Origin of the sequence: Chryseobacterium sp. JV274 (assembly GCF_903969135.1) — a bacterium.
Taxonomy (GTDB): Bacteria; Bacteroidota; Bacteroidia; order Flavobacteriales; family Weeksellaceae; genus Chryseobacterium.
Genome location: NZ_LR824569.1, coordinates 4,286,433 through 4,307,844, shown reverse-complemented (window position 1 = coordinate 4,307,844; position 21,412 = coordinate 4,286,433). Strand labels below are relative to the sequence as shown.

The window sequence follows — 21,412 nt, the reverse complement described above, 5'->3', positions numbered from 1 at the left end:
GAAACAGGCTCTTTTTTTATTTCATAAGAAAGAATAATCTTATTTATCACAAGATACACATTCTGCGGCAACTTCCTCTTCATTTTGAGCCTTTGAACCGTACAGATACATATACCTTACACTTATAATCACCCCAATAAAAGTCATTCCTACTCCTACCAGTGATGGATAGTTGAATGAATAACCGTATTCCAGAGGAATTCCCCCAAAAAAAGCTCCCATTGCATTGGCAATATTAAAACCTGCCTGCATAAAAGCAGCGGCCATCATTTCGCTTTTTGGAGCAGCTTTCATCATCATAATATTGATAGGCGATGCAATAGACATCGATAAAGCGCCACACATAAAGGTCAGTATAAGAGCGATATTCTGATGCTCAGCAAGGAAAAATACTCCTCCCAGAGAAATCATCATCAGGAAGATCAGAAGGGCACATGTTTTTTCAGGTCCCAATTTATCTGAAACGATCCCTCCTACCAGGTTTCCAACTACCATTCCGGCTCCGGCAAGAACCATGACATAGGCCATTTGGCTGCTTTTGATTCCTGCAACAACAGTCATTAAAGGTGTAATATAACTTAACCATGTGAAAAGACCTCCAAATCCAATCGCTGTAATGGCAAGGACCAGCCAGGATTGTTTATTTTTAAGGAATTTCAGCTCTTCCATGAAATGGGTATTTTGATTGGATTCCATTGCAGGAAGCCACAGTTTCAAAAATAATATGGCAAAAAGACCAATAACTGCTACAATAGCAAAGTACAGTCTCCAATGGAATGTATGTCCGATGTAGGTGACCAGAGGAACCATGGCCAGGTTGGCGACCGTGAGCCCCGTAAACATCATCGATATATAAAATGCTTCTTTCCCTTTTCCTGCCATTCTTGAAGCGACTACCGTTCCTACTCCGAAGAATGCTCCATGAGGAAGTCCAGACAGAAAACGGATAACCAGCATACTGTTATATCCTGGAGCAATTGCAGAAAGTCCATTAAATAGGGTAAAAAGGATCATAAAAGCGATCAAAACTTTCTTAGGGGGAAATTTCACCGAGTACCCGATCAGAATCGGAGCTCCGATGACCACTCCCATAGCATAAGCAGAAATTAAATGTCCGGCCTGCGGGATCGTAATCTGTAATGTTTTTGCAATATCCGGCAACAGCCCCATTACGGTAAATTCTGTAGTTCCTATCCCCAAACCACCGATGGCCAGGGGGATTATTCTTTTATCAATCTTCATTGTATCTAAATCTTTTTTCTGAATTATTTTCTTTCAAATTAAAAATACCTGAGCGTCTTCATTTTGAAAGTGCAAAAATCGAAAGAAAGTTTGAATTTCACACCTCTTCGAATGATAAAAATTTGCTCCATATTAACCTTTTTATTTAATTTTATATTCAGAAACAATCAAATGAGAACAAGATGAAAATCCAGAAAGAAATTATTGAATTTGAAAAAGGGAAATCTTTCAAACTATTTGCCCCTTCCCTGAAAAACTGTTTTTTCTGGCATTATCATCCTGAAATCGAATTGGTCTATGTAGAAGCCGTGAACGGAATCCGGCATGTAGGAAGAGATATTTCGGCCTTTACAGACAGTGATCTTTTATTGATTGGATCTAATGTTCCCCATCTTAATTTTGACTATGGTATTCAGACTGAATGCCAACAACTTGTGCTGCAGATGCGGGAAAACTTCCTTCAGGATATTATTCTTCCTGTTCCTGAATTTGAGAATATCAAAATTCTTTTAGAACGGTCATATCTTGGATTATCATTTTCCGGGGAAACAAAAAATACAGTAGTTGAAAAACTACAGATCATTAAAGATAAAAACTCTTTTGAATCTCTGGTAGGATTAATTGAAATTCTACAGATCCTCGCTGATTCAACAGAAGTAAAGGAACTCAACAAGGAAGATACCAGAATCAAGTGGTTTCTGAATGATAAAATCCGGATGGGAACCATTTACGACTATATCCACGAAAATTACGACAAGAAACCTAATGTCAATGAAATTGCAAAAATTGTAAGTCTAAGCACGCCTGCGTTCTGCCGTTATTTTAAAAAGCAGACCAACATGACCTTTACCGATTTTGTTAATAACTATAGAATCAATCAGGCTAAAATATTCCTGTTGAAAGATTATTCTGTGACTGAAGTTTGCTTTCAGGTAGGTTTTGAAAGTCTTTCTTACTTTAATAAACTATTCAAACAACATACAGGCGAAACACCTTCCGAATTTAAAAAGAAACATTTTAAACCGATTGAAATCAATGGCCGGATTGGAGTGATTACAAAGGAAACGTCTTGTAATAAGTAGGACGTAAATGATGCAATGTAAGCCATTGAAGGTAACAACTAAACCACCCCGTCAAAAATTCTTTGAATTTTCGCCACCCCTCAGGAGGAAGGGAATTATGAAAATCGTTATTACAAATGGAAGCCCTTTCACTCCCTAATCCCTAATCCCTAATCCCTACAATCTAATCTCTGCTACCTAAAAAAACAAAAACCGTTCATTGCTGAACGGTTTATATTTTAATGAATATGTTTTTCTGCGTGGTAAGAACTTCTTACAAGAGGAGAGCTTTCAACGTGTCTGAAACCTAAACTTCTTGCAAAATCTCCGAACTCATCAAATTCTTCAGGAGTGATGAATTTTTTTACAGGAAGATGCTTTTTAGTCGGTTGCAAATACTGTCCAAGAGTAATAACATCTACATTCGCATTTCTGATATCCTCTATCGTTTGGAAAACCTCATCTTTAGTTTCACCTAATCCAAGCATTACCCCTGTTTTGGTTCTTCTTTGTCCGGCTTCTTTCAGATATCTTAATACTTCAAGGCTTCTTTCATATTTTGCCTGGATTCTCACCTCTCTGGTCAGACGTTTTACCGTTTCCATGTTGTGAGAGATTACTTCCGGAGCTACTTCTACCAGTCTGTCCAGATGTTTTGTAATACCCTGGAAATCCGGAATCAGAGTTTCCATCGTTGTTCCCGGAGAGATTCTTCTTACAGCATTCACTGTTTCTCCCCAAAGAATAGATCCCATATCTTTCAGATCATCGCGGTCTACAGAAGTAAGAACGGCATGTTTGATCTTCATTAATTTGATAGATCTTGCTACTTTTTCAGGTTCATCCCAATTTACATCAAGCGGTTTTCCTGTTTTTACGCCACAGAATCCACAGCTTCTCGTACAGATATTTCCTAAAATCATGAAAGTTGCTGTACCTTCACCCCAACATTCTCCCATGTTCGGGCAGCTTCCGCTTTGGCAAATGGTATTTAATTTATATTTATCAACCAAAGTTCTCAGCTCTCTGTAATTCTTTCCGGTAGGAAGTTTTACGCGGATCCATTTTGGTTTTTGAACGGTAGTGTCTTGAACTGAATTTTCCATTTCTAAAATTGAAGTTCAAAGTTAAGGATTTTTTAATGGAAACCATCAACCAGAGATATTGATGAAACTGATAATTCAAAATTTCATTGTACATTTAAGTTTTCAAAATTCCTTATGAGAAAAATAGTCTTTATTTTATGTATGGCAGCCGGAACATTCTGTCTTGCTCAAAAACAATTTCAGCCAGCAGGTTCTACTCTTCTTGAAACGGTAGACGGAGATCTTGATGGTGATAAAATTCCTGAAAAAGTAATTATTTACAATACAAAGGATACAACTGACATGGGAAACATCCGCGAAATTCAGATCCTAAAGAAAGTTGGAGGAGCATGGACTGTCCTGGAAAAATCGAGAAACGCTGTTATGGAAAGCAATGGTGGAGGTATGATGGGTGATCCTTATAGAGAAACTAAAATAGAAAAAGGAATTCTGGTTATTTCTCAAAATGGCGGAAGCAGCTGGAAGTGGGATGTCACAGATAAATATAGATTTCAAAACGGGCATTTTGAATTAATAGGAACATCCTCCACTTCAGGAAGGCCGGGAGATTACTGGAAAGATATAGATTTCAACCTTTCAACGGGGCAGCTGAACTATTCAAAAGAAGTTGAAAATACAGCTGAATATGGTAAATCCTTAAAGGAAACTTATATTAAAAAAGGACTCAAGATCAATCTTCAAAACAGAAATCAGGAAAAACAACAAAAAATAATTCTTCCTAAAACAAAAGAAGAAGTTTATTTTTAAACTAAATTATAAGATTTATATTTTGGCTAAAGCCGATTTTGAATTTTTTTTTTTCAGTAAACGGGCTAAAGCCCGCTTCTATTGAATAGTATTATTGAACTTAATTATCATCAAACTCATTATTCTTCAAGAGCTCAGCTAAGACTTTTTTAGCACGCATTACCCGTACTTTGGTATTGGCAACGGAAATCCCCAGCTCTTCAGCAATTTCTTTGATGCTTTTTTCTTCAAAAAACCTCAACTTGATAATATCCTGATAGTTGGCATCCAGGGATTCTATGGTTTTGATGATTTTCTTCTGTTCTTCTTCAGAAATCAGAAGTTCTTCCGGAGATTTTGCATATTGGTTTTTAACCTCATCAAGATTTTCAACAGCATCTTCATTCTCACGGTTCTTTTTTCTCCAGAAATCGATAACGGTATTCTGGGCAATGGTCAATATCCAGGTTTTAAACTGAAAATGAGGATCAAACATATCCAGTTTCGACAATACTTTTGAAAAAACATTTACGGTAATTTCATCGGCATCGTTTTCATCCCTTACCTTTTTCATTACAAAAGAGAAAACATCCACCCAAAAAACATTGATGAGTTTAGTCTGGGCCTTCTGGTCTTTATCCTTGGCCTTTTGTATGAGCAGGAATAGCTGTTCGTCGTTCATTAATAACAAATATAGCGTATTTGGGGCATAATTGCAAAAGGGAAAACAGTGAATCTACCTTTGCTTCCAAAGTTACCACCAAAGCATTTTCAGGTTTTTATCAATTTGCTTATTTGCTGTTTCTCCTTTTTTCTCTTCCTTCTGAATTTACTATCTTTGCTTCTTAAAATTTTAAAGTTAACAATCAATGAATTCCTTTATAGAAGAACTGAAATGGCGTGGTCTGTTTGCCGATATGATGCCAGGAACCGATGAACAACTGAATAAAGAGGTAACTACTGCATATATTGGTTTTGATCCTACTGCCGATTCTTTACATATCGGAAGTCTTATCCAGATAAAAATTTTAGCTCACTTCCAGCAGCATGGCCACAAACCGATTGCTTTGGTAGGAGGCGCTACAGGTATGATTGGTGACCCTTCCGGGAAATCGGCCGAAAGAAATCTTCTGGATGAAGAAACTCTTTTACACTACGTTGATTGTTTAAAAAACCAGCTTTCAAAATTCTTAAATTTTGATGGAAATGGACCCAATAAAGCTGAATTGGTGAACAACTATGACTGGATGAAGAATATTTCTTTCCTTGATTTTGCTAAAAATGTAGGAAAAAACATCACAGTCAACTATATGATGGCTAAAGATTCTGTAAAGAAAAGACTTTCAGGAGATGCAGGTGTTGACGGAATGAGTTTTACAGAATTTACGTACCAGCTAATTCAGGGATATGATTTCCTTCACCTATACCAAAACAACAATGTAAAGCTACAGATGGGAGGTTCTGACCAGTGGGGAAATATCACTACAGGAACAGAATTGATCCGTAGAAAAGCTCAGGGTGAAGCGTTTGCATTAACAGTTCCTTTGATTACTAAAGCGGATGGTTCTAAATTCGGGAAGTCTGAAAGTGGAGAAAACTATTGGCTGGATAAAAAGAAAACGTCTCCTTACAAATTCTACCAGTTCTGGCTGAATGCTACTGATGATGATGCTGAAAGATTCATCAAGTTCTATACTTTCTTAGGAAAAGAAGAAATTGAAGCTTTAATTGAAGAACATAAAACAGCGGCACACGAAAGAAAACTACAAAAGAGACTGGCTGAAGAGGTTACTGTTTGGGTACATGGAAGAGAAGAATATGAAAAAGCACTGAAAGCTTCTGAAATTCTTTTCGGGCGTTCCACAGCTGAAGATCTGGTAAGCCTTGATGAGGAAATATTCCTTGAAGTTTTTGATGGAGTTCCTCAGAAAGAAATTGCAAAAACTGATGTTTTAGGAGTGAATATTATCGATCTTCTTTCTGAAAAATCAGGATTCTTAAAGTCTAAGAGTGAAGCTCAAAGAGAAATTAAAGGAAATGCGATCTCTGTCAACAAGCAAAAAGTGAATGACACTTTTACAGCCAATGAAGCTGATCTTATTGACGGTAAATTCCTATTGCTCCAAAAAGGTAAGAAAAGCTACTTTATTGTTAAGGTAGGCTAATCTTAAATACCATATAAAAATAAAAACAGGCGCTGAGATGAATCTCAGCGCCTGTTTTATGTCCTAAAAATTTGATATTAAAATGTATAGCTTGCAGAAGCTGATAAATACTGTCCGCTGGAAGTTCCTTCTTTCTTCAGTTCTCCGTCTACCCAGATCTGAACCTTCAAGGTAGCAGAACCGTCTAGTCCGATAGCGTTTACTGCAACATTGGCACTGTATGCTCCTGATTCTGATGTTACTTCAGGGCTGCTCCATGTTGATCCGCTCAGACTTGATGCTGTAGTAGGGTTACCGTCAATTCCGTACACCGCTACATCAATATTACTTCCAGATGAAGCGATTGCTTTAAAAACCACTTTATGACTTTTCCCTGCTCCATTCACATTGTTGTCATCATCATCATTACTGCATGAAGCTGTAAATCCAATAAGCATTACTGCTATTACTGCAACAAATGCGCCTCTTAACAGCTGATTCATTCTCATTTTTTTCATAATCTTTTTGTTTAAATTTTAGTTACTATATTAAATATTCTATGATTCATGATTTGATTGCAAAGCTATGAGCATCACTTATGTCTATCAATCCTGAAAAATCAGTAATTTTTTCTACCTAAATTCAGGTATTTTTTATGCTAAAATTTTTAATTAAATTGAGCGTTTAAAAAAATATTTTTCAGAATTGATCCATAATGAAGAGATTACTTGCCCTATTAAGCCTATTCTTATTTTTTACATTGCAATCCCAGCAAATCATTCCACTTAATGAGAAATCTTATATAGACAGCTTACAAAGCATTGCAAGGGGAAATTTTCCCGATACTTCAAAAGCAACGGCTTCTTTCCTTTTATCAAATTATTATAGAAACAGTGATTCTGTTTTGAGTAAAAAATATCTTGCAAATGGAAAAATACTGGCTCGAAGCACCCCTTACTTTTCAGCAAAATATTATTATTACGAGGGGCAGTATAACATGGAAAGGAACAAAAGGAAAGCGGGTATTTCTTATCAGCAGGCTATCAAATCTTTATCTAAATTTAAAAGTGAAGAATCCGATTTTTTTCAGGCACTGGCCTGGTACAGCTATGGGGTAACCCAAAAAGATAAAGAAGGATACATTCCGCTGGTCAAGATTATTCTTGAAAAAAGTATTCCGCTGGTAAAAAAATATGAAAACAGCAGGAATTTAGGTTTTTTATACACTCAGCTTGCGGTGATCCTTACTTATAATGCACAGTTTAAAAAGGCGGAAGATTACAATAATAAAGCATTGAAAATTCTTGAGAAACAATATCCGCAGTCTGCTGAATTATTTTTCACGTACCTCAACTCTGCCAACAATTTCTGCTATCAGGCCAATGGAGATGAAGCTGAAAAGTTCTTACATAAAGCAGAACAACTCATCCGTCCTTATCCGGAGTCTTCATCCAATGCATTCTATTATTACAGTAAAACACTTTTCTATATTACGCGGCAAAAAAATGAAGAAGCACTCCCGGTGATAGAAAAAGGGATTTTTTATGCAAAAAAATTCAATCAGAATCTTCTGGCTCAGATGTTTTATTTCAACAAGTATGATATTTTAAAGAAACTTAAAAGATATAAGGAAGCTAAGATTACTTTAGAGGATGTTTTAACGGAAAAGTCCTTAGCTATTGATCTTAACAACAGAAAAACTTTTTATAAGCAACTTTCTTTACTCAATGAGGAAACAGGAAATACCAAAGAAGCACTTCTATGGGAACAAAAATATTCTAAACTTAATGACAGCCTGAATACCGAGAATGTAAAGCTTGAAATCAACAAACTCGAATCCAAGTTCAATACCGCTGAAAAGGAAAGAAAAATAGCGAATTTAAATGCTGAAAAAAATCAAAAGGATCTTGAGGTAAGTAAGAAGAACTCTTATTTATGGGGAATGGGTCTTGTTTTATTGCTGGCACTAAGCCTTCTGGGCTTTCTTTTTATCATTTTCAGAAAAAATAAAAAAATAAACAAGCAGAAAATAGAAGACATTAAACAAAAGGAAGAATTATCCCTTACCAAAGCTATTCTTGATGGGGAAGAAAGAGAAAGAGAGCGTATTGCAAGAGATCTTCATGATGGTTTGGGCGGAATGCTTGCGGGGGTTAAAATCAATTTTTCTACATGGTCTTCCACTCATCTTCACCCTGAAAAGGATCAGGAATTTTATAAAATCTTAGGCCAGCTGGACAACTCCGTGAGTGAGCTCCGGCATGTAGCCAGAAATTTAATGCCTGAATCATTGCTTAATTTTGGTTTGGAAACAGCCATACATGATTTGTGTGAATTTTACAGCAGAAAAAACCTCGAAATTGATTTTCAGGCTATAGATATTAGTAAAAAACTGCCTTTAAATATTCAGCTTAATATTTACAGGATTGTACAGGAATTATTGGCCAATGCCATAAAACATGCAGAAGCCAGCAGCATCTTACTTCAATGCTCACAATCCGGCGAAAATTTTATGATCACGATTGAAGACAACGGAAAAGGTTTTGATAAAAATATAGAAAACACCACCAAAAGTATGGGACTTCGTAACCTGAAAAACAGGGTCAATTACCTGAAAGGAACAATGGAAATACATTCTGATGATCAGGGAACTACCATTAATATAGAACTCAACATCCATGGAGAATGAGAAAATAAATATCATCATCGCAGACGACCATCCTATTGTCATTGAAGGTCTTAGAATGATGCTAAACAGCCAGCCCGTTTTTAACGTAGCAGGAAGTTTTACGACTGGTGCAGAAACCATCAATTTTATCCAATCAGAAATGGTAGATATTATTCTCCTTGATATTACGCTACCTGATAGCAACGGCACGGAACTCTGCAGAGAAATAAAGAAAATATCCCCGAATACCTCAGTGATTATGTTCAGTAACCGTTCTGAGCGGAGTATCATCATGCAGTCTATACAAAACGGAGCAAGTGGTTATCTTCTCAAGAATACTTCTATTGATGAACTTGTAATATGCATCAAAGGGGCTCTTTCCGGAGACATTGTTTTCTGCAATGAGACAAAACAGATCATCAGCCGTCCATCTCAGCATGATCTTCCAATGCCGCGGCTTACCAAAAGAGAAAAACAAATCCTTCAGATGGTAGCGCAGGGGAAAACAAGTAATATGATTGCCGAAGAGCTTTTCTTAAGTCCGCTTACTGTAGACACCCACCGTAAGAATCTGCTTCAGAAATTCCATGCAAAGAACTCAACAGAATTGATCAATCTTGCAGTACAGCAACAATTGATTGAAAAATAAAAGACCGCTCTAAGAGCGGTCTTTTGTATATAAATATTGTACTATTTTATGGTTCCAGGAAACTGTAATCGATAGAAGCAACTAATACTCCTTTTCCTTTTTTCTTAACAGTTCTTGCAACTTCTCCATCTATATAAAGATTGATCGTTAACTCAGAATTATCATCCGGCATTGACGCGTTAGCATCAAGATTCAACTGCGCCTGGCTGGAGTTCACAAAGAATTCCCCACTTGTCCATGGTGAAATTACCGGTGACTGCGGAGTATTGTATATAGTGTTCTGAGCCGTGCCCACCTGTGTTACAACACTTATAATGTTTCCTCCTGTAGTGGTCTTCACTTCAAACTGAACCACATGATCCTTAAATTCTTCATCGTCATCTTTTTTACAAGAATTAACAATGGTAATTACAGAAAATAATAAAACGAATAAAAAAGAAAGTCTAAGTAAACTTTTTGAATTGTAAAATTGCTTCATTTCTCCAAATAGATTTTTTAATGTTTCAAATATAAGTTTTTTATTAATATAAAAATAACTTTTATGAAAATTTTCCAACAAAAATTTCTAAATAATATCAAATCAACAAAAATAAAAATCTGTCCCTAAAGCCCAAAAATACACTTCAAAGAAACAATCCTTACACATAAAGCATCATCCTGTCAAAGTTCATTGTATGAATAACAAAAGTTAAGATTCTGAATGTAATTTAATTATCTTTGCTCTATGAATTTAGATTATCTAGTAAGAGAGCCGGAAAATATTACCTCCAATACCCCTATTCTTTTTATGCTTCATGGCTACGGCAGTAATGAGCAAGATCTTTTCAGCTTCAGGGAAACACTTCCCAATGACTGGATCATTGTAAGTTTCAGAGCTCCACATGATACTCAATTTGAAGGATATTCCTGGTATGATATTAATTTCAACGATCCCGAAAATTTTATTGATGTTCCTCAGGCAAAGGAATCTTTAAATGCCGTATTGGAAAGCATGCTTAAGATCATCAACCATTATGGACTTACAGAAAGCAAAACTCATCTGTGCGGTTTCAGCCAGGGAGGAATTTTGTGCTATGCTTTGGCTTTAAAACACCCTGAATTATTCAATTATGTTGCCTGTCTAAGCAGTTATCCTGAAGATAAAATTCTGGATGGTATTGTAAAAGATAAAAAGAAACTGGAAAAGCTTCGTTTTTTCATTTCACATGGCTCCGATGATGCTGTGATTCCACTTGAATGGGGACGAAAAGCGGCTGACCTTCTGTATGATCTCAGCTGTTATTTCACTTTCAGAGAATATATGAGCGGACATGGTGTTAATCAGAAGAATTATATGGATCTGATGGAATTCTTCTCCAAATAATCAAGACTCAATTTGAAATAAATTCAACAAAAAATACTACTTCATTGTAGTTTACACAAACATTCCTGCTTTTGGAATGTTTTTTTATTATCATATAGATAATTTCAGTAAATTCAGTAAATGAAATTTAAATTGCTTTTACTGGGATTATTTCTAAGCATTTTTATAAATGCCCAGAACTCTTTTGAGTTGATTAATACAAAAAAAGCGGTCATCCCTTTTCAGTTTATCAACAATCTTATCTTTATTCCTATCAATGTCAATGGTGCGGAACTTACCTTTTTGCTGGATACGGGAGTTTCGGAGACTATTCTTTTCAGTCTGGAAAATAAAGAACTGAAACTAAGTAATGTTGAAAAAGTTAAATTTTCAGGTCTAGGAGGAAACTTAAGTATTGATGGCTTAAAATCTGAACGTAATTTGGGTAAAATAGGAAATGAAATTGTCAATACTTCCATGTCTCTCTACATCATTATTGATGAGGAATTTAATATTTCACCTCACGTAGGAATTCCTGTGAATGGAGTTATTGGATATCATTTTTTTAAAGATCATCCTATTTACATTGATTATGCCTCAAAGAAAATAACGGTTTATGAAAATGCTGATCTTTTAAACAAGAAAACCAAAAGATTTGAAGAGTTTCCAATCACGATTGAAAAAGACAAACCTTATCTGTATGCTGGTGTGGAAATGACAAATGAAAAGAAAGATTCTAAACTTTTGATTGACCTTGGAAACAGTGATGCGATCTGGCTCTTCCCCACTCTTATTAAAAATTTCGTCTACAACAGGCCTAATATTGATGATTTTCTGGGCCGTGGCTTCAATGGAGATATTTATGGTAAAAGAAGCCGTATTCATAATTTTTATCTTGGAAAGTTTAAATTTGAAAAACCTCTTACCGCTATGCCAGATGAGTTTTCTATCCAGCACGTTAATTTAGTTGAAAATAGAAAAGGTTCCATAGGTGGAGAAATTATGCGGCGGTTCACAGTTGTTTTTGATTATCCCAACCAAAAGCTATATTTGAGAAAAAACAGATATTTTGATGATCCTTTTCATTTTAATATGAGTGGATTAGATTTTAAGCAAGAAGGGCTTGAATGGGAACAAGACAGGGTAAAAATTGAAACAGAAAAGGCAGTATCCGTAGTAAATGTTATCTACAATGATTCCTTTCAATATAAGTTCAGTTTAAAACCTATCTTTTCTATTGCTGGGGTGAGAAAAGACTCTCCAGCTTATAAGGCAGGTCTACAAAAAGAAGATAAGATTATTAGTATAAACGGATCCAGAACTTCAAATATGACCTTGGAAACAATTGTAGAGCTTATGAAATCTAATGAAGGAAGAAATATTACCATGGTTATCCAAAGAAAAAATAAAGAACTGATATTGCGCTTCATGCTTGAAGATCCCATTCCATATCAAGAATAAAAATATGAATACTGAAGAAAGCACCTTAGACAGAATAAGAACCCGGCCAAGATTTAAAATGTTTACTCATCTCACCAAGGAAGAGTACGCTGAAAATCTGAAAAAGTATATGGAAGAGCATAAAGATGAGTTTTCAGGTAATATCAATAGAGAAGTTGCTACCATCTGGATAAAAACAAAATATGACAACTACTGGAAACCCTGCCTTGCACTAAGGGTAGAAATGGAAGATGAGCATACGGCAATACGCGGAGTATTTGGTCCCAGCTCTGCGGTGTGGACATTCTTCATGTTCCTGTATTTTACTTTTTCTATTCTCTGGATGACTTTCTTCACTATGTATTACGTAGAGAAGCAAATAAAAAGCGCTGAATACCCTTGGGCACTGAGCGCTTCTTTTATCATGTTATTTTTTATTCTTCTTACTTATATCGCTGCAAGATTCGGGCAGCATAAAGGTAAAGATGAAATGCTTAAGCTGAGAAGGTTTGCTGAAGAATCTACTCTGCAGTTTGAAAAGAAAATTAATTAGACGGGGATTCTTCAGGCTTTTCGTTCTGAATAGGTGTGGCCATTGCTTTTGCCGTTTTGATAGAATCCGCTACTTTTTCTCTGTTGCTTTGTTCTTTCAGCATTTTCGGAACCTCCGGTTCAAGGAGCTTGGTAAGTTCTTCAACGGATATATTGTTGGCATTAGGATCTTCTAAAAGCTTTCTCCATGGTTTTCTTCCACCCCATTTATAATCTCCGAATACCATTACTGCTGTACCTTTGGCCTTAGTTGTAGCACCTCCAGGATTCAGTATCCAGGTATCTGCATAGGAATACAGCCATTGGGCATCTTTCCTCAGCAATCGAAGACATGAGTGTGAGGCAGGATATCCAGGAAGCGTATATTCATGCCATCCGATTCCTCCTATATTGTGAATATTGAAATTATAGGGAAGCTTCCATTCTGTGCTCACTGTGGAAATTGCCAGCTTCTTTTTCCAGTTCGCAAAAGTAAGCCCTCTTGTTGTCTGTGCAGCTTTTTTCCCCATACTTGTAGGTCCCCATTTCACAAGACTTCCATTGGAATATACCGCAAAAGCCTGTATAGGATAAGAGAAAATAACGAACTTTTTCACTCCGCTTAATACATCTAACTGCATTGGAAATGGTGAATACGCCATTAATGTTGTATCTATTTTCGCTGGAACTACCAGTGTATCGGCATTCCATTTACTTTTAGAGTCCAGTCTGTTTAAAGCTAAAATAGCTGTACGTTCTTCTACACTGTATTTCTTACTGTATTCAGCATAGATAGAGTCACGCATTTTTTTATCCTTTGGAAGAACAAAAGCATTATAAAAACCATTTTCCTGCATTACAGGTGGAACAGATTCTTTCTTTACTACAGGAACAGAATCTTTCTTTATAGAATCCTTTTCTACCTCCGGGGTCTCCGAAGCAGACACGGTATCTTTAAAAGTATCGCTTATTTTGTCTATTTCTTTTTTACAGGAAACAAGAAAAACTGCGCACAAACATGCATAAAGAAAGGATTTTTTCACAGATATGTTTTTCATAAATAAATCGGCCATTTAGTTTGGCTACCCAGTACAAATATCAGACCTAAAATTGAAACACAAAAGACATTATTAAAAATACCGTAAAAAAACGGAGGCTTTATCACTGTAAATGAGGAGTTATAGCGTAAAGGTTTTATAAAAATATAGATTTTAAAGGTGTTTTCAAACGTTGAACAAAAACATTATTCTTCCGTCTGTTCTTTTGTGGCAATCCATTCTAAGATCCCGTTTTTAACGAAGCGGTAGACATCCTGATGCCATCTTGCTCCGCCTCTGCATCCTGTTTTTAAAAGCTTCTTATCTTTTTCTATAGTCACATCACAAAGGCAGGAGCAGCTTGAACGGGAATAATCCGGCTCTTTAAGTTTTTCAAAACGTTTGCTTCCAGGATTGTACAGATAAATATCAAACATCCTGTAAACACCCATTCCTTCATCAGGAACAGAGAATGCGATATCATCATAGCCATCAAAGTTATAATCCTCTATAATGCTCCGTCTGACAAAAGAAGGTTTATCAGGAGCCGGAAGTTCTATAGCCGTCTTTTTCCTGTCAGAATAAGTAATGGTGAGGTTATTATTATAAAAATGATTAAACGAAAGTAAAGCCCCATGCAGAAGATATTTGCCACTTCCGTCGTACTTTTTTTCATCTTCAACCATTTCCAGCGTAAACTTTCTGTTATCCTTTCCTCTTGTATAGCTAATGTTTGAAGCCTGATGTTGCATGATTTCAAACTTGTATACTCCATTTATTTTCCCTCCAACCATCTCATTCCAGACGTAATACTCGATATCCGGCTGTCCGTCACTTCTCCCGTCAGTATCAACTTTAAAGCTTTTTACTTGTAAAGGAATGATTTCTTTCTTCCCTGAATACTGCACAAAAGCTCCTTTGCCTTGCGCTCCGTAATAAAGTGTGAGGCTGAACTCTTTCGCTTCTCCTGTAGATTTCAGGGTAAAAGGCTGCGCAGAGTACACAGCAGAGATCGTGATAATACAGAATAGCAACAATTTTTTCATAGGAGTAATTTATATAATCAGATTCACCACAAACCTTACAAGCCATAAGAGTATGATCAACAGCAGTATTGAAAACTGAACTTTATTGACGTTTTTATTTCCGAATTTCCATACGAGAAGCCGGTCTATAATAATCACAAGCAATATGGGAAGCAGGCTGAACAGAATATACATTCCGAATAATCCATCAGCAGCAGATACTCCTGTCATTAAAATAATAGAACCAATCAACCCGCCAATAATTGCAATGATTCCTGCAATAAAAAAGAGAGTCCAGTTTTGAAATTGTTTTTTCATGAATAATATGGTATCAGTGATGGGTTATATTAAAACGGACATTGAATCTGTAAGAATAAATTTTCTTTTTTGACATCCGAATTATGCTTACTAGCTAAAATAACAATATCCGCTCAATATACAAAACCGGAAAAAATACCTGTCAGGATCTATATCTTAATTATTGTCTGTTTTTATAAGTTGATATTTAATAATTTGTTAAAGATGCCATGCCCATATTATCTATAATTTTGGCAAAATATCAGTTATCATGTTATATATCATTATGGTAGTTGTACTACAGGCACTTATCACCCTTACTCTGCTTATATCTCTTATCAAAAACAGAGAATCTGTACTGAATATGCTGCTATTGTATATCGGAGTGGTCACATTGGATATGGGATATGAATATTTCATCATTCAAAAATTCGGTTATGAATCTGTTTTGTATGAAATTCCGGGAAGCCTTCGTGTTTTTAAAGGGCTCATTTTTCTTTATATTACTACCCATTTAATTCATGCAAAATGGAGAGACAAGCTTAAATACCTGATTGTTCCGCTAACATTGGTTGTTATTCATCATGCTATTGCACTTTCTGCAAAGATGCTTGACCTTTCCTGGGCAGATCTGGCCATCACATCTTATAAATCCTACTTTGTATACTACAGTTATTATTGGATCGCCTGCCTTGTTTTATGTATTTATTTACTGACAAGATACCGCAAAAATATTACCCATCCTGTAGCCGGCAATTTCCGTTATCTGGTTGGTTACGTATTGTTGGGAGTATTGATGTTCTGGACGGTCTACCAACTGGGATGGGATACTTTGATCTATCAGAAGATCTACAGCCTTCTGTTTCTCTTTCAATTCGGGTGGATTTTGTACGTTTATATTTTAACGTACCAGCACAAACTGCAGGAACAGCAAAATATATCACATTCTTCTGCTCCCAAAGAAACCTATCAGTATAAAGATCTGTCAAAAATAGATTTTGACTCTGTGCAAAGTGCTATTATTTCTTTCTATCAGGAGAGTCATGTATATTTGGATGAGGAATTTACCTTAGACCAACTCTCGGGTCAACTGAAAATAAACAAGGCAGATTTAAGCATCACTTTTAATAAACATCTGCATTCCAATTTTCACGAATATACCAACAGAAGCCGTATACAGCATTTTAAACAGATTCTATCAGAAGATCCTTCAGCCAGTGTTACGGATCTCGCATTTCAATGTGGTTTTAAATCCAAATCTACTTTTTATAAATATTTTAAAAAGGAATTCGATTGTCTTCCTTCTCAGCTTGTTCATTAGTTACAATTATTTAATATTAGCAACTTATTGATTTACAATACAGTTCACCTCGAACTCAACAGAAGGAGTTGCATGAAATTTAAATGAACCAAAACTTTTGAGGGAGCTGACATCTTTGCACCAAACTTTATAAGGATGTCACGAGAAAGACTTTTTTTAACAAAAGCAGCATTTTTTCTTCTTGGGCCTTTGGCCTTTGCACAAACCACTGTTCACGGAACCGTAGTAGACGGTCAGGGAAACCTTCCCAATGCTTTGGTTTATATTGAAAACAGCGGACAGAAGATAACTTCTGATACCGACGGTTCTTTTGTTCTTAATAATGTTTATGACGGCAGTTATAAGCTTGTTGTGGAATATAAAGGATATGATAATGTTTATATTCCTTTCACCATTACAGATAAAAAGGAAGTAGACCTTGGCTTGATTAAATTCGGAGCTAGGTTTAAAGAAAACAACCTTCAGGAAGTTGTGGTTACCAGTGTGTATAAAGCATCACAGGCCAGAGCAATTACCATGAAGAAAAACTCCAACACAATTACGGAAGTACTGTCTGCCGATGCCATCGGGAAACTACCGGATCGTAATGCTGCAGATGCCGTACAGCGTATGCAGGGAGTATCTATTGAAAGGGATATGGGTGAAGGACGTTTTGTAGCGGTACGAGGAACGCCTATACAATGGACTGCTTCCACTCTGAATGGCAACAGAATGCCGAGTGCCAGTGGTGACAATGCCAACCGTGGAATTCAGATGGATATCTTCCCATCGGAACTTATTCAGAATGTCCGTTTGTCCAAAGCCCTGACTCCGGATCTTGACGGGGATGCCATTGGAGGAAATGTGGATTTTATCACGAAAACCTCACCCAATAAGGAAACTTTGGCTGTAAGTATGGCTTCCGGATATGTCAACATGTCAAAATCCCCCAGTTACAACACGTCTATTGTCTATGGAAATAAAATTACTGATAAGCTGAAATTCATTACCTCAGCAGTGATCTGGGAGCGCTCTACAGCTATTGATCAGATGAGGAATATTTACAACTATGGACTGAAAGATAAAACAGCCTCTTATTCCATCAATCAGCTTCAGCTTCGTGATTATCTGACGAACCGGAGAACGCTGGGATTCAATTTAGGCTTGGATTATGAGATAGACAGCAGGAATAAATTATATGCAAAAGCATTATACAGCCAGTACAAAGATGGTCAGTCCGTAAGGGAAACCTATTTTAATTTTGACAGTAAAAATGTCCTTCTTCAGGCTCGTTATGCAGATTATCTTACGGATCTTTATTCTATTCAGCTTGGAGGTAATCATCAAGTGGGACAGCGTATGCAGGTGGATTGGTCTTTATCCAAAGCGCGTTCTGAGTTTAAGTTCGATTCGCCGGATAATCTTGAAAAAGATCAAAGAGGCTACCCTATCATCAATTTCACACAAGCTATGACCTATGGAAATCTGTCTGCTGACGGAAGAAAATATATGGCGATGGATGCTCCGGACGGTATTGGTGATACAGGAAGATATACCCTTCCTTATAATCAGCAGGCAATAGCTGCAGATAAACTTAAATTGAATCAGATTATCCTAAGCCAGAATCATAACAGTGAAACGGATCTTAGAGGACAGGTTGATATCAAATATAAAGCAGCAGATAATTTTGAGATTAAATTCGGAACAAAATACAACAACAAGAATAAAATAGTTGACAGCTCCGTATTGGTTTGGATGCCCAAATCATCATTGGGAATTCCGGGATCTCCGGTAACCTATTTAAGCCAGCTTGAGCGTGAAGGTTTCCCATACAAAGGAGGTTTTATGAATCCATTGGGTAATCCTTACAATGCAGTAATCATTGATCAGATTACCAATGCGCAGATCGACCAGATGTACAATCCTGCCACACAAAACAGCCTGGGACTGATGCAGGTGAGCGGTAAAGACAGCAATTCGAATATTACAAGTTCCTACAGAGGTACCGAAAATGTATGGGCAGCATATCTGATGGGAACCTGGAAGATTTCAGACCAGCTTCAGGTATTGGGAGGTTTCAGGAATGAATATAATGACGTTACCTTCTGGGGCAAAAAAGTAATCTCTGATAAAGACAATAAAACGGAAGACATTAAAGACAATAAAACCTATAATGTAGTACTTCCTATGGTGAATATGAAGTGGAATATCAGCAGCGACAGGATTCTGAGACTGGCCTACACCCGTTCTTTTGCAAGACCGGATTTTAATGACCTGAACCCAGGAACCATTGTCAATGATATTACCAACACCATCACTCAGGGAAATACCAAACTGGATCCTACATTTTCAAATAACTTTGATCTTATGTTTGAGAACTACTTCGGAAAACTGGATCTAATAACAGCCGGAGTATTCTATAAAGATATTACCAATCTTATTTACAAAGACCAGTCTGTGGTAGATCTCGCAGGAAGAACTTATACTTTTACAGCTCCCAAAAACCTGGAAGGAGCCAAACTGTTTGGTTTTGAATTCGGAATATCCAAACGTTTTGAAAACCTACCCGGATTTTTGAAAAATATTGGTTTTGAAGGGAATTACACCTACATCTCTTCCAAAATGAATATGCCAGTGTACGAAAACGGCAAACAGACCGGAACAATGTCTACCACAATCCCAAATCAGGCCAAGCATATTTTCAATACCATCCTGTTCTATGAAACCAGTAAGCTGATGATCCGTCTGGCTGGAAATTATAAAGGAAATTATGTAAGTGAAATCAGAGCAGCTGCAGGTGCAGATCATTATCAGTATTTTGATAAAAACTTTACGGTAGACCTTTCCACTTCTTACAGTCTTACAAAGAAGGTCCGCCTGTTTATTGAACTGAACAATATTTTCAATGAACCCAACCGCTATTATATGGGTACAAAAGACCGTGTAGAAAATATTTCTTACTCAGGAATACGAGGGCAGCTGGGATTCAATTTTAATTTTTAATCAAAAGTTTTTTTAATTCATATGAAAAAGTATATGTATGGAGCTGCATTTTGTATGACAGCACTGCTGCAGGCACAGGATAAATGCCAGAATATAAGAATCAATCAACTGCAGATTGTAGGAACTCATAATTCATACGCCCAGCCGGCAGATCCTAAAGTGCTGGATCTGGTAACTCCTATCATCAACGGAATGATGCAGAAATACAGCAGTATGATGTCTGAAGAGCAAAAAGCTAAATTTAAAGAGTATCACCCCTATGGAATGGACTTGAAAGAAGGACTGAATTATAATCATCCTGACTTCACGGAACAGCTCAACGCCAATCTTAGAGGCCTGGAAATAGATGTCTATTATGATCCGGAAGGTGGCAGATTCAGCCATCCTGCCACGTATGAAACATTAAAGGCAAAAGGAGTAACAGATCTGGCTTCTTTTAATACAGCAGGGATGGATCAGCCTGGTTTTAAAGTATTGCATATGGCAGATATTGATTTCAGAACTCATTATCCGACTTTGAAAGATGCGCTTACCGCTCTTAAAACATGGTCTGATCAACATCCTGATCACACTCCGGTTTTTATGATGATCGAAGCCAAAGATTCAGGTTTCCCGATTCTTGAAAACAGTACAAAAGTCCTTCCTTTTGATAAAAAAGCCTACGATGATCTGGATGGAGAAATTGTAAAATACCTTGGAAAGGACAAGATCATCACTCCAAAAGAAGTTCAGGGTAAATACTCTACACTCAGGGAAGCTGTAACCCACAATAACTGGCCTAAGCTGAATGACAGTAAGGGAAAATTCATTTTTATGCTGCTTCCCGGAAGTGCGGGAACTTTATCTTCAAAAAATAACCCTTACCTCATAGACGGTTCATTAAAAGAAAGAGTCATGTTCCTAAACAGTGAGCCTGATGATTCTTTCGCAGGATTTATCCTACGGGATAATGCTATTGTAAGACAGAAAGAGATACAGAATCTGGTAAAGCAGGGTTTTATGGTCAGAACCAGATCAGATATTGAAACCTACGAAGCAAAAACTAATGATTTTACACGATCTAAGGCAGCATCCAGCAGCGGTGCCCAGGTAATTTCCACCGACTTTTTCCGCCCGGGAAATACGTATGGAACACCTTATTTTGTACAGCCGCCACAAGGGAAAGATTATCTTAACAACCCTTTGAATTCTTCATGTAAATAAATAGTAAGCCGGTTCACTCAGAGTCGGCTTTTTGATTTACGATCTGCTCTACCTGAAGGTAAAATAATTTTTCACTTTTATACCAGACCTTCCAACTGTTGAAAAATGGGGATTAATGCTTTTCCCTTTTTAGTAAGATTATATTCTACGTGTAAAGGTTTCTGCCTGATGACCACTCTCTCCAATAAATTCATTTCTTCCAGTTCTCTCAATGCGACAGATAATGATTGTTTATTAGATCCTTCTATTTCACGAAGCAAACTGCTAAAACGTAACGTTGACTTGATTGCCAGACTCAGTATTTCCGGTTTCAATTTCCCTGAAATGGATTTTAAAAACCTTTGAACGGGGCATATTTCTCTACCCTCAGCTGAGGTCTTATTAGTCAGATTTTTTTGACTCATTGTGTGTTTTTTTTAATATCGTATATTTGCAAAAATAATGGTTATTAACAAATTAATGCAGTTTTACGCTCATATTTATTTAAAACATTATAAAAAGCGCAAAAAAATCAATAGAAAATTCTCATTAATATAATATCTATTTTATGATATTTTCTTCTGATTGCCCTGATTGTAAACTTGCCTAATTGTATAATTGATTATTCATTATTTTTATAAAAAACTAAAAACACAAAC

The 21,412-nt window shown here is 36.5% G+C and carries 20 protein-coding genes; 11 read left to right on the top strand and 9 right to left on the bottom strand.

Annotation, left to right across the window (positions count from 1 at the left end):
• Window positions 1-39: 39 nt before the first annotated feature.
• Window positions 40-1,242, bottom strand: coding sequence for an MFS transporter (locus CHRYMOREF3P_RS19890; protein WP_139348497.1), 1,203 nt, complete (start codon window positions 1,240-1,242; stop codon window positions 40-42).
• Between the two features lie 182 nt (window positions 1,243-1,424).
• Between CHRYMOREF3P_RS19890 and CHRYMOREF3P_RS19885 the strand changes: the two genes are divergently transcribed.
• Window positions 1,425-2,324 (top strand): AraC family transcriptional regulator, encoded by a 900-nt coding sequence (locus CHRYMOREF3P_RS19885; RefSeq protein WP_180565324.1) that lies wholly within the window; start codon window positions 1,425-1,427, stop codon window positions 2,322-2,324.
• A 218-nt stretch (window positions 2,325-2,542) separates the two neighbouring features.
• On the opposite strand, the gene lipA is transcribed toward CHRYMOREF3P_RS19885, so the two are convergent.
• On the bottom strand, window positions 2,543-3,409 hold the full coding sequence (gene lipA / locus CHRYMOREF3P_RS19880; protein ID WP_002981042.1) for a lipoyl synthase: 867 nt from the start codon (window positions 3,407-3,409) through the stop codon (window positions 2,543-2,545).
• Window positions 3,410-3,523: 114 nt separating this feature from the next.
• Here lipA and CHRYMOREF3P_RS19875 point away from each other — a divergent pair, with 114 nt between their 5' ends.
• On the top strand, window positions 3,524-4,156 hold the full coding sequence (locus CHRYMOREF3P_RS19875) for a hypothetical protein (protein WP_077415629.1): 633 nt from the start codon (window positions 3,524-3,526) through the stop codon (window positions 4,154-4,156).
• A gap of 100 nt (window positions 4,157-4,256) precedes the next feature.
• On the opposite strand, the gene CHRYMOREF3P_RS19870 is transcribed toward CHRYMOREF3P_RS19875, so the two are convergent.
• Complete coding sequence (locus CHRYMOREF3P_RS19870; RefSeq protein WP_047420407.1) at window positions 4,257-4,817, bottom strand: RNA polymerase sigma factor; 561 nt, start codon at window positions 4,815-4,817, stop codon at window positions 4,257-4,259.
• Between the two features lie 187 nt (window positions 4,818-5,004).
• On the opposite strand from CHRYMOREF3P_RS19870, the gene tyrS reads away from it, so the two are divergent.
• On the top strand, window positions 5,005-6,300 hold the full coding sequence (tyrS, locus tag CHRYMOREF3P_RS19865) for a tyrosine--tRNA ligase (RefSeq protein ID WP_077415631.1): 1,296 nt from the start codon (window positions 5,005-5,007) through the stop codon (window positions 6,298-6,300).
• A gap of 77 nt (window positions 6,301-6,377) precedes the next feature.
• Here the strand turns inward: tyrS and CHRYMOREF3P_RS19860 are convergent, their stop codons facing one another.
• On the bottom strand, window positions 6,378-6,797 hold the full coding sequence (locus CHRYMOREF3P_RS19860; RefSeq protein WP_180565323.1) for a hypothetical protein: 420 nt from the start codon (window positions 6,795-6,797) through the stop codon (window positions 6,378-6,380).
• A gap of 197 nt (window positions 6,798-6,994) precedes the next feature.
• Here CHRYMOREF3P_RS19860 and CHRYMOREF3P_RS19855 point away from each other — a divergent pair, with 197 nt between their 5' ends.
• A complete protein-coding gene (locus tag CHRYMOREF3P_RS19855; protein ID WP_180565322.1) occupies window positions 6,995-8,968 on the top strand; it encodes a sensor histidine kinase in 1,974 nt (657 codons plus the stop codon).
• A complete protein-coding gene (locus tag CHRYMOREF3P_RS19850) occupies window positions 8,958-9,596 on the top strand; it encodes a response regulator transcription factor (protein WP_077415637.1) in 639 nt (212 codons plus the stop codon). Before CHRYMOREF3P_RS19855 ends, CHRYMOREF3P_RS19850 begins: the two co-directional genes overlap by 11 nt.
• 46 nt (window positions 9,597-9,642) lie before the next feature.
• Here CHRYMOREF3P_RS19850 and CHRYMOREF3P_RS19845 read toward each other — a convergent pair whose 3' ends face one another.
• Entirely contained in the window at window positions 9,643-10,074 is a 432-nt protein-coding gene (locus CHRYMOREF3P_RS19845; RefSeq protein ID WP_228408737.1) for a hypothetical protein, read from the bottom strand.
• Between the two features lie 246 nt (window positions 10,075-10,320).
• Here CHRYMOREF3P_RS19845 and CHRYMOREF3P_RS19840 point away from each other — a divergent pair, with 246 nt between their 5' ends.
• The 3 genes from CHRYMOREF3P_RS19840 to CHRYMOREF3P_RS19830 all read left to right on the top strand — a co-directional run bounded on the left by CHRYMOREF3P_RS19840 (window position 10,321) and on the right by CHRYMOREF3P_RS19830 (window position 12,931).
• Entirely contained in the window at window positions 10,321-10,959 is a 639-nt protein-coding gene (locus tag CHRYMOREF3P_RS19840; protein WP_077415641.1) for an alpha/beta hydrolase, read from the top strand.
• A gap of 120 nt (window positions 10,960-11,079) precedes the next feature.
• Window positions 11,080-12,399, top strand: coding sequence for a PDZ domain-containing protein (locus CHRYMOREF3P_RS19835; RefSeq protein WP_180565321.1), 1,320 nt, complete (start codon window positions 11,080-11,082; stop codon window positions 12,397-12,399).
• A gap of 4 nt (window positions 12,400-12,403) precedes the next feature.
• Window positions 12,404-12,931 (top strand): hypothetical protein, encoded by a 528-nt coding sequence (locus CHRYMOREF3P_RS19830; protein WP_180565320.1) that lies wholly within the window; start codon window positions 12,404-12,406, stop codon window positions 12,929-12,931.
• Here the strand turns inward: CHRYMOREF3P_RS19830 and CHRYMOREF3P_RS19825 are convergent.
• The 3 genes from CHRYMOREF3P_RS19825 to CHRYMOREF3P_RS19815 all read right to left on the bottom strand — a co-directional run bounded on the left by CHRYMOREF3P_RS19825 (window position 12,924) and on the right by CHRYMOREF3P_RS19815 (window position 15,289).
• Window positions 12,924-13,967 (bottom strand): L,D-transpeptidase, encoded by a 1,044-nt coding sequence (locus CHRYMOREF3P_RS19825; protein WP_175627221.1) that lies wholly within the window; start codon window positions 13,965-13,967, stop codon window positions 12,924-12,926. The two genes, CHRYMOREF3P_RS19830 and CHRYMOREF3P_RS19825, sit on opposite strands and share 8 nt — an antisense overlap.
• A 185-nt stretch (window positions 13,968-14,152) precedes the next feature.
• Window positions 14,153-14,992, bottom strand: a complete 840-nt coding sequence (locus CHRYMOREF3P_RS19820) for an XAC2610-related protein (protein WP_180565319.1) — start codon at window positions 14,990-14,992, stop codon at window positions 14,153-14,155.
• A 9-nt stretch (window positions 14,993-15,001) separates the two neighbouring features.
• Window positions 15,002-15,289: a hypothetical protein gene (locus CHRYMOREF3P_RS19815; RefSeq protein WP_077415649.1), complete on the bottom strand. Its 288-nt coding sequence runs from the start codon at window positions 15,287-15,289 to the stop codon at window positions 15,002-15,004.
• A gap of 250 nt (window positions 15,290-15,539) precedes the next feature.
• Here CHRYMOREF3P_RS19815 and CHRYMOREF3P_RS19810 point away from each other — a divergent pair, with 250 nt between their 5' ends.
• The 3 genes from CHRYMOREF3P_RS19810 to CHRYMOREF3P_RS19800 all read left to right on the top strand — a co-directional run bounded on the left by CHRYMOREF3P_RS19810 (window position 15,540) and on the right by CHRYMOREF3P_RS19800 (window position 20,774).
• Complete coding sequence (locus CHRYMOREF3P_RS19810; RefSeq protein WP_077415651.1) at window positions 15,540-16,589, top strand: AraC family transcriptional regulator; 1,050 nt, start codon at window positions 15,540-15,542, stop codon at window positions 16,587-16,589.
• Window positions 16,590-16,724: 135 nt separating this feature from the next.
• Entirely contained in the window at window positions 16,725-19,571 is a 2,847-nt protein-coding gene (locus CHRYMOREF3P_RS19805; RefSeq protein ID WP_180565318.1) for a TonB-dependent receptor, read from the top strand.
• 21 nt (window positions 19,572-19,592) lie between these two features.
• Window positions 19,593-20,774, top strand: coding sequence for a phosphatidylinositol-specific phospholipase C domain-containing protein (locus CHRYMOREF3P_RS19800; RefSeq protein WP_077415655.1), 1,182 nt, complete (start codon window positions 19,593-19,595; stop codon window positions 20,772-20,774).
• 77 nt (window positions 20,775-20,851) lie between these two features.
• Here CHRYMOREF3P_RS19800 and CHRYMOREF3P_RS19795 read toward each other — a convergent pair whose 3' ends face one another.
• Window positions 20,852-21,178 carry a winged helix-turn-helix transcriptional regulator gene (locus CHRYMOREF3P_RS19795; RefSeq protein ID WP_139348498.1) on the bottom strand — a complete coding sequence of 109 codons (327 nt, stop codon included), beginning with the start codon at window positions 21,176-21,178 and terminating at the stop codon, window positions 20,852-20,854.
• Between the last annotated feature and the right edge of the window lie 234 nt (window positions 21,179-21,412).

What these genes read in the sequence shown, in the direction of transcription:
- CHRYMOREF3P_RS19800 (WP_077415655.1), top strand. Translation starts at nt 19,593, where the DNA reads ATGAAAAAGTATATGTATGGAGCTGCATTTTGTATGACAGCACTGCTG.
- CHRYMOREF3P_RS19825 (WP_175627221.1), bottom strand. Translation starts at nt 13,967, where the DNA reads ATGAAAAACATATCTGTGAAAAAATCCTTTCTTTATGCATGTTTGTGC.
- tyrS (WP_077415631.1), top strand. Translation starts at nt 5,005, where the DNA reads ATGAATTCCTTTATAGAAGAACTGAAATGGCGTGGTCTGTTTGCCGAT.
- CHRYMOREF3P_RS19885 (WP_180565324.1), top strand. Translation starts at nt 1,425, where the DNA reads ATGAAAATCCAGAAAGAAATTATTGAATTTGAAAAAGGGAAATCTTTC.
- CHRYMOREF3P_RS19870 (WP_047420407.1), bottom strand. Translation starts at nt 4,817, where the DNA reads ATGAACGACGAACAGCTATTCCTGCTCATACAAAAGGCCAAGGATAAA.
- CHRYMOREF3P_RS19850 (WP_077415637.1), top strand. Translation starts at nt 8,958, where the DNA reads ATGGAGAATGAGAAAATAAATATCATCATCGCAGACGACCATCCTATT.
- CHRYMOREF3P_RS19875 (WP_077415629.1), top strand. Translation starts at nt 3,524, where the DNA reads ATGAGAAAAATAGTCTTTATTTTATGTATGGCAGCCGGAACATTCTGT.
- CHRYMOREF3P_RS19835 (WP_180565321.1), top strand. Translation starts at nt 11,080, where the DNA reads ATGAAATTTAAATTGCTTTTACTGGGATTATTTCTAAGCATTTTTATA.
- CHRYMOREF3P_RS19845 (WP_228408737.1), bottom strand. Translation starts at nt 10,074, where the DNA reads ATGAAGCAATTTTACAATTCAAAAAGTTTACTTAGACTTTCTTTTTTA.
- CHRYMOREF3P_RS19810 (WP_077415651.1), top strand. Translation starts at nt 15,540, where the DNA reads ATGTTATATATCATTATGGTAGTTGTACTACAGGCACTTATCACCCTT.
- CHRYMOREF3P_RS19795 (WP_139348498.1), bottom strand. Translation starts at nt 21,178, where the DNA reads ATGAGTCAAAAAAATCTGACTAATAAGACCTCAGCTGAGGGTAGAGAA.
- CHRYMOREF3P_RS19820 (WP_180565319.1), bottom strand. Translation starts at nt 14,992, where the DNA reads ATGAAAAAATTGTTGCTATTCTGTATTATCACGATCTCTGCTGTGTAC.
- CHRYMOREF3P_RS19860 (WP_180565323.1), bottom strand. Translation starts at nt 6,797, where the DNA reads ATGAAAAAAATGAGAATGAATCAGCTGTTAAGAGGCGCATTTGTTGCA.
- lipA (WP_002981042.1), bottom strand. Translation starts at nt 3,409, where the DNA reads ATGGAAAATTCAGTTCAAGACACTACCGTTCAAAAACCAAAATGGATC.
- CHRYMOREF3P_RS19855 (WP_180565322.1), top strand. Translation starts at nt 6,995, where the DNA reads ATGAAGAGATTACTTGCCCTATTAAGCCTATTCTTATTTTTTACATTG.
- CHRYMOREF3P_RS19805 (WP_180565318.1), top strand. Translation starts at nt 16,725, where the DNA reads ATGTCACGAGAAAGACTTTTTTTAACAAAAGCAGCATTTTTTCTTCTT.
- CHRYMOREF3P_RS19830 (WP_180565320.1), top strand. Translation starts at nt 12,404, where the DNA reads ATGAATACTGAAGAAAGCACCTTAGACAGAATAAGAACCCGGCCAAGA.
- CHRYMOREF3P_RS19890 (WP_139348497.1), bottom strand. Translation starts at nt 1,242, where the DNA reads ATGAAGATTGATAAAAGAATAATCCCCCTGGCCATCGGTGGTTTGGGG.
- CHRYMOREF3P_RS19815 (WP_077415649.1), bottom strand. Translation starts at nt 15,289, where the DNA reads ATGAAAAAACAATTTCAAAACTGGACTCTCTTTTTTATTGCAGGAATC.
- CHRYMOREF3P_RS19840 (WP_077415641.1), top strand. Translation starts at nt 10,321, where the DNA reads ATGAATTTAGATTATCTAGTAAGAGAGCCGGAAAATATTACCTCCAAT.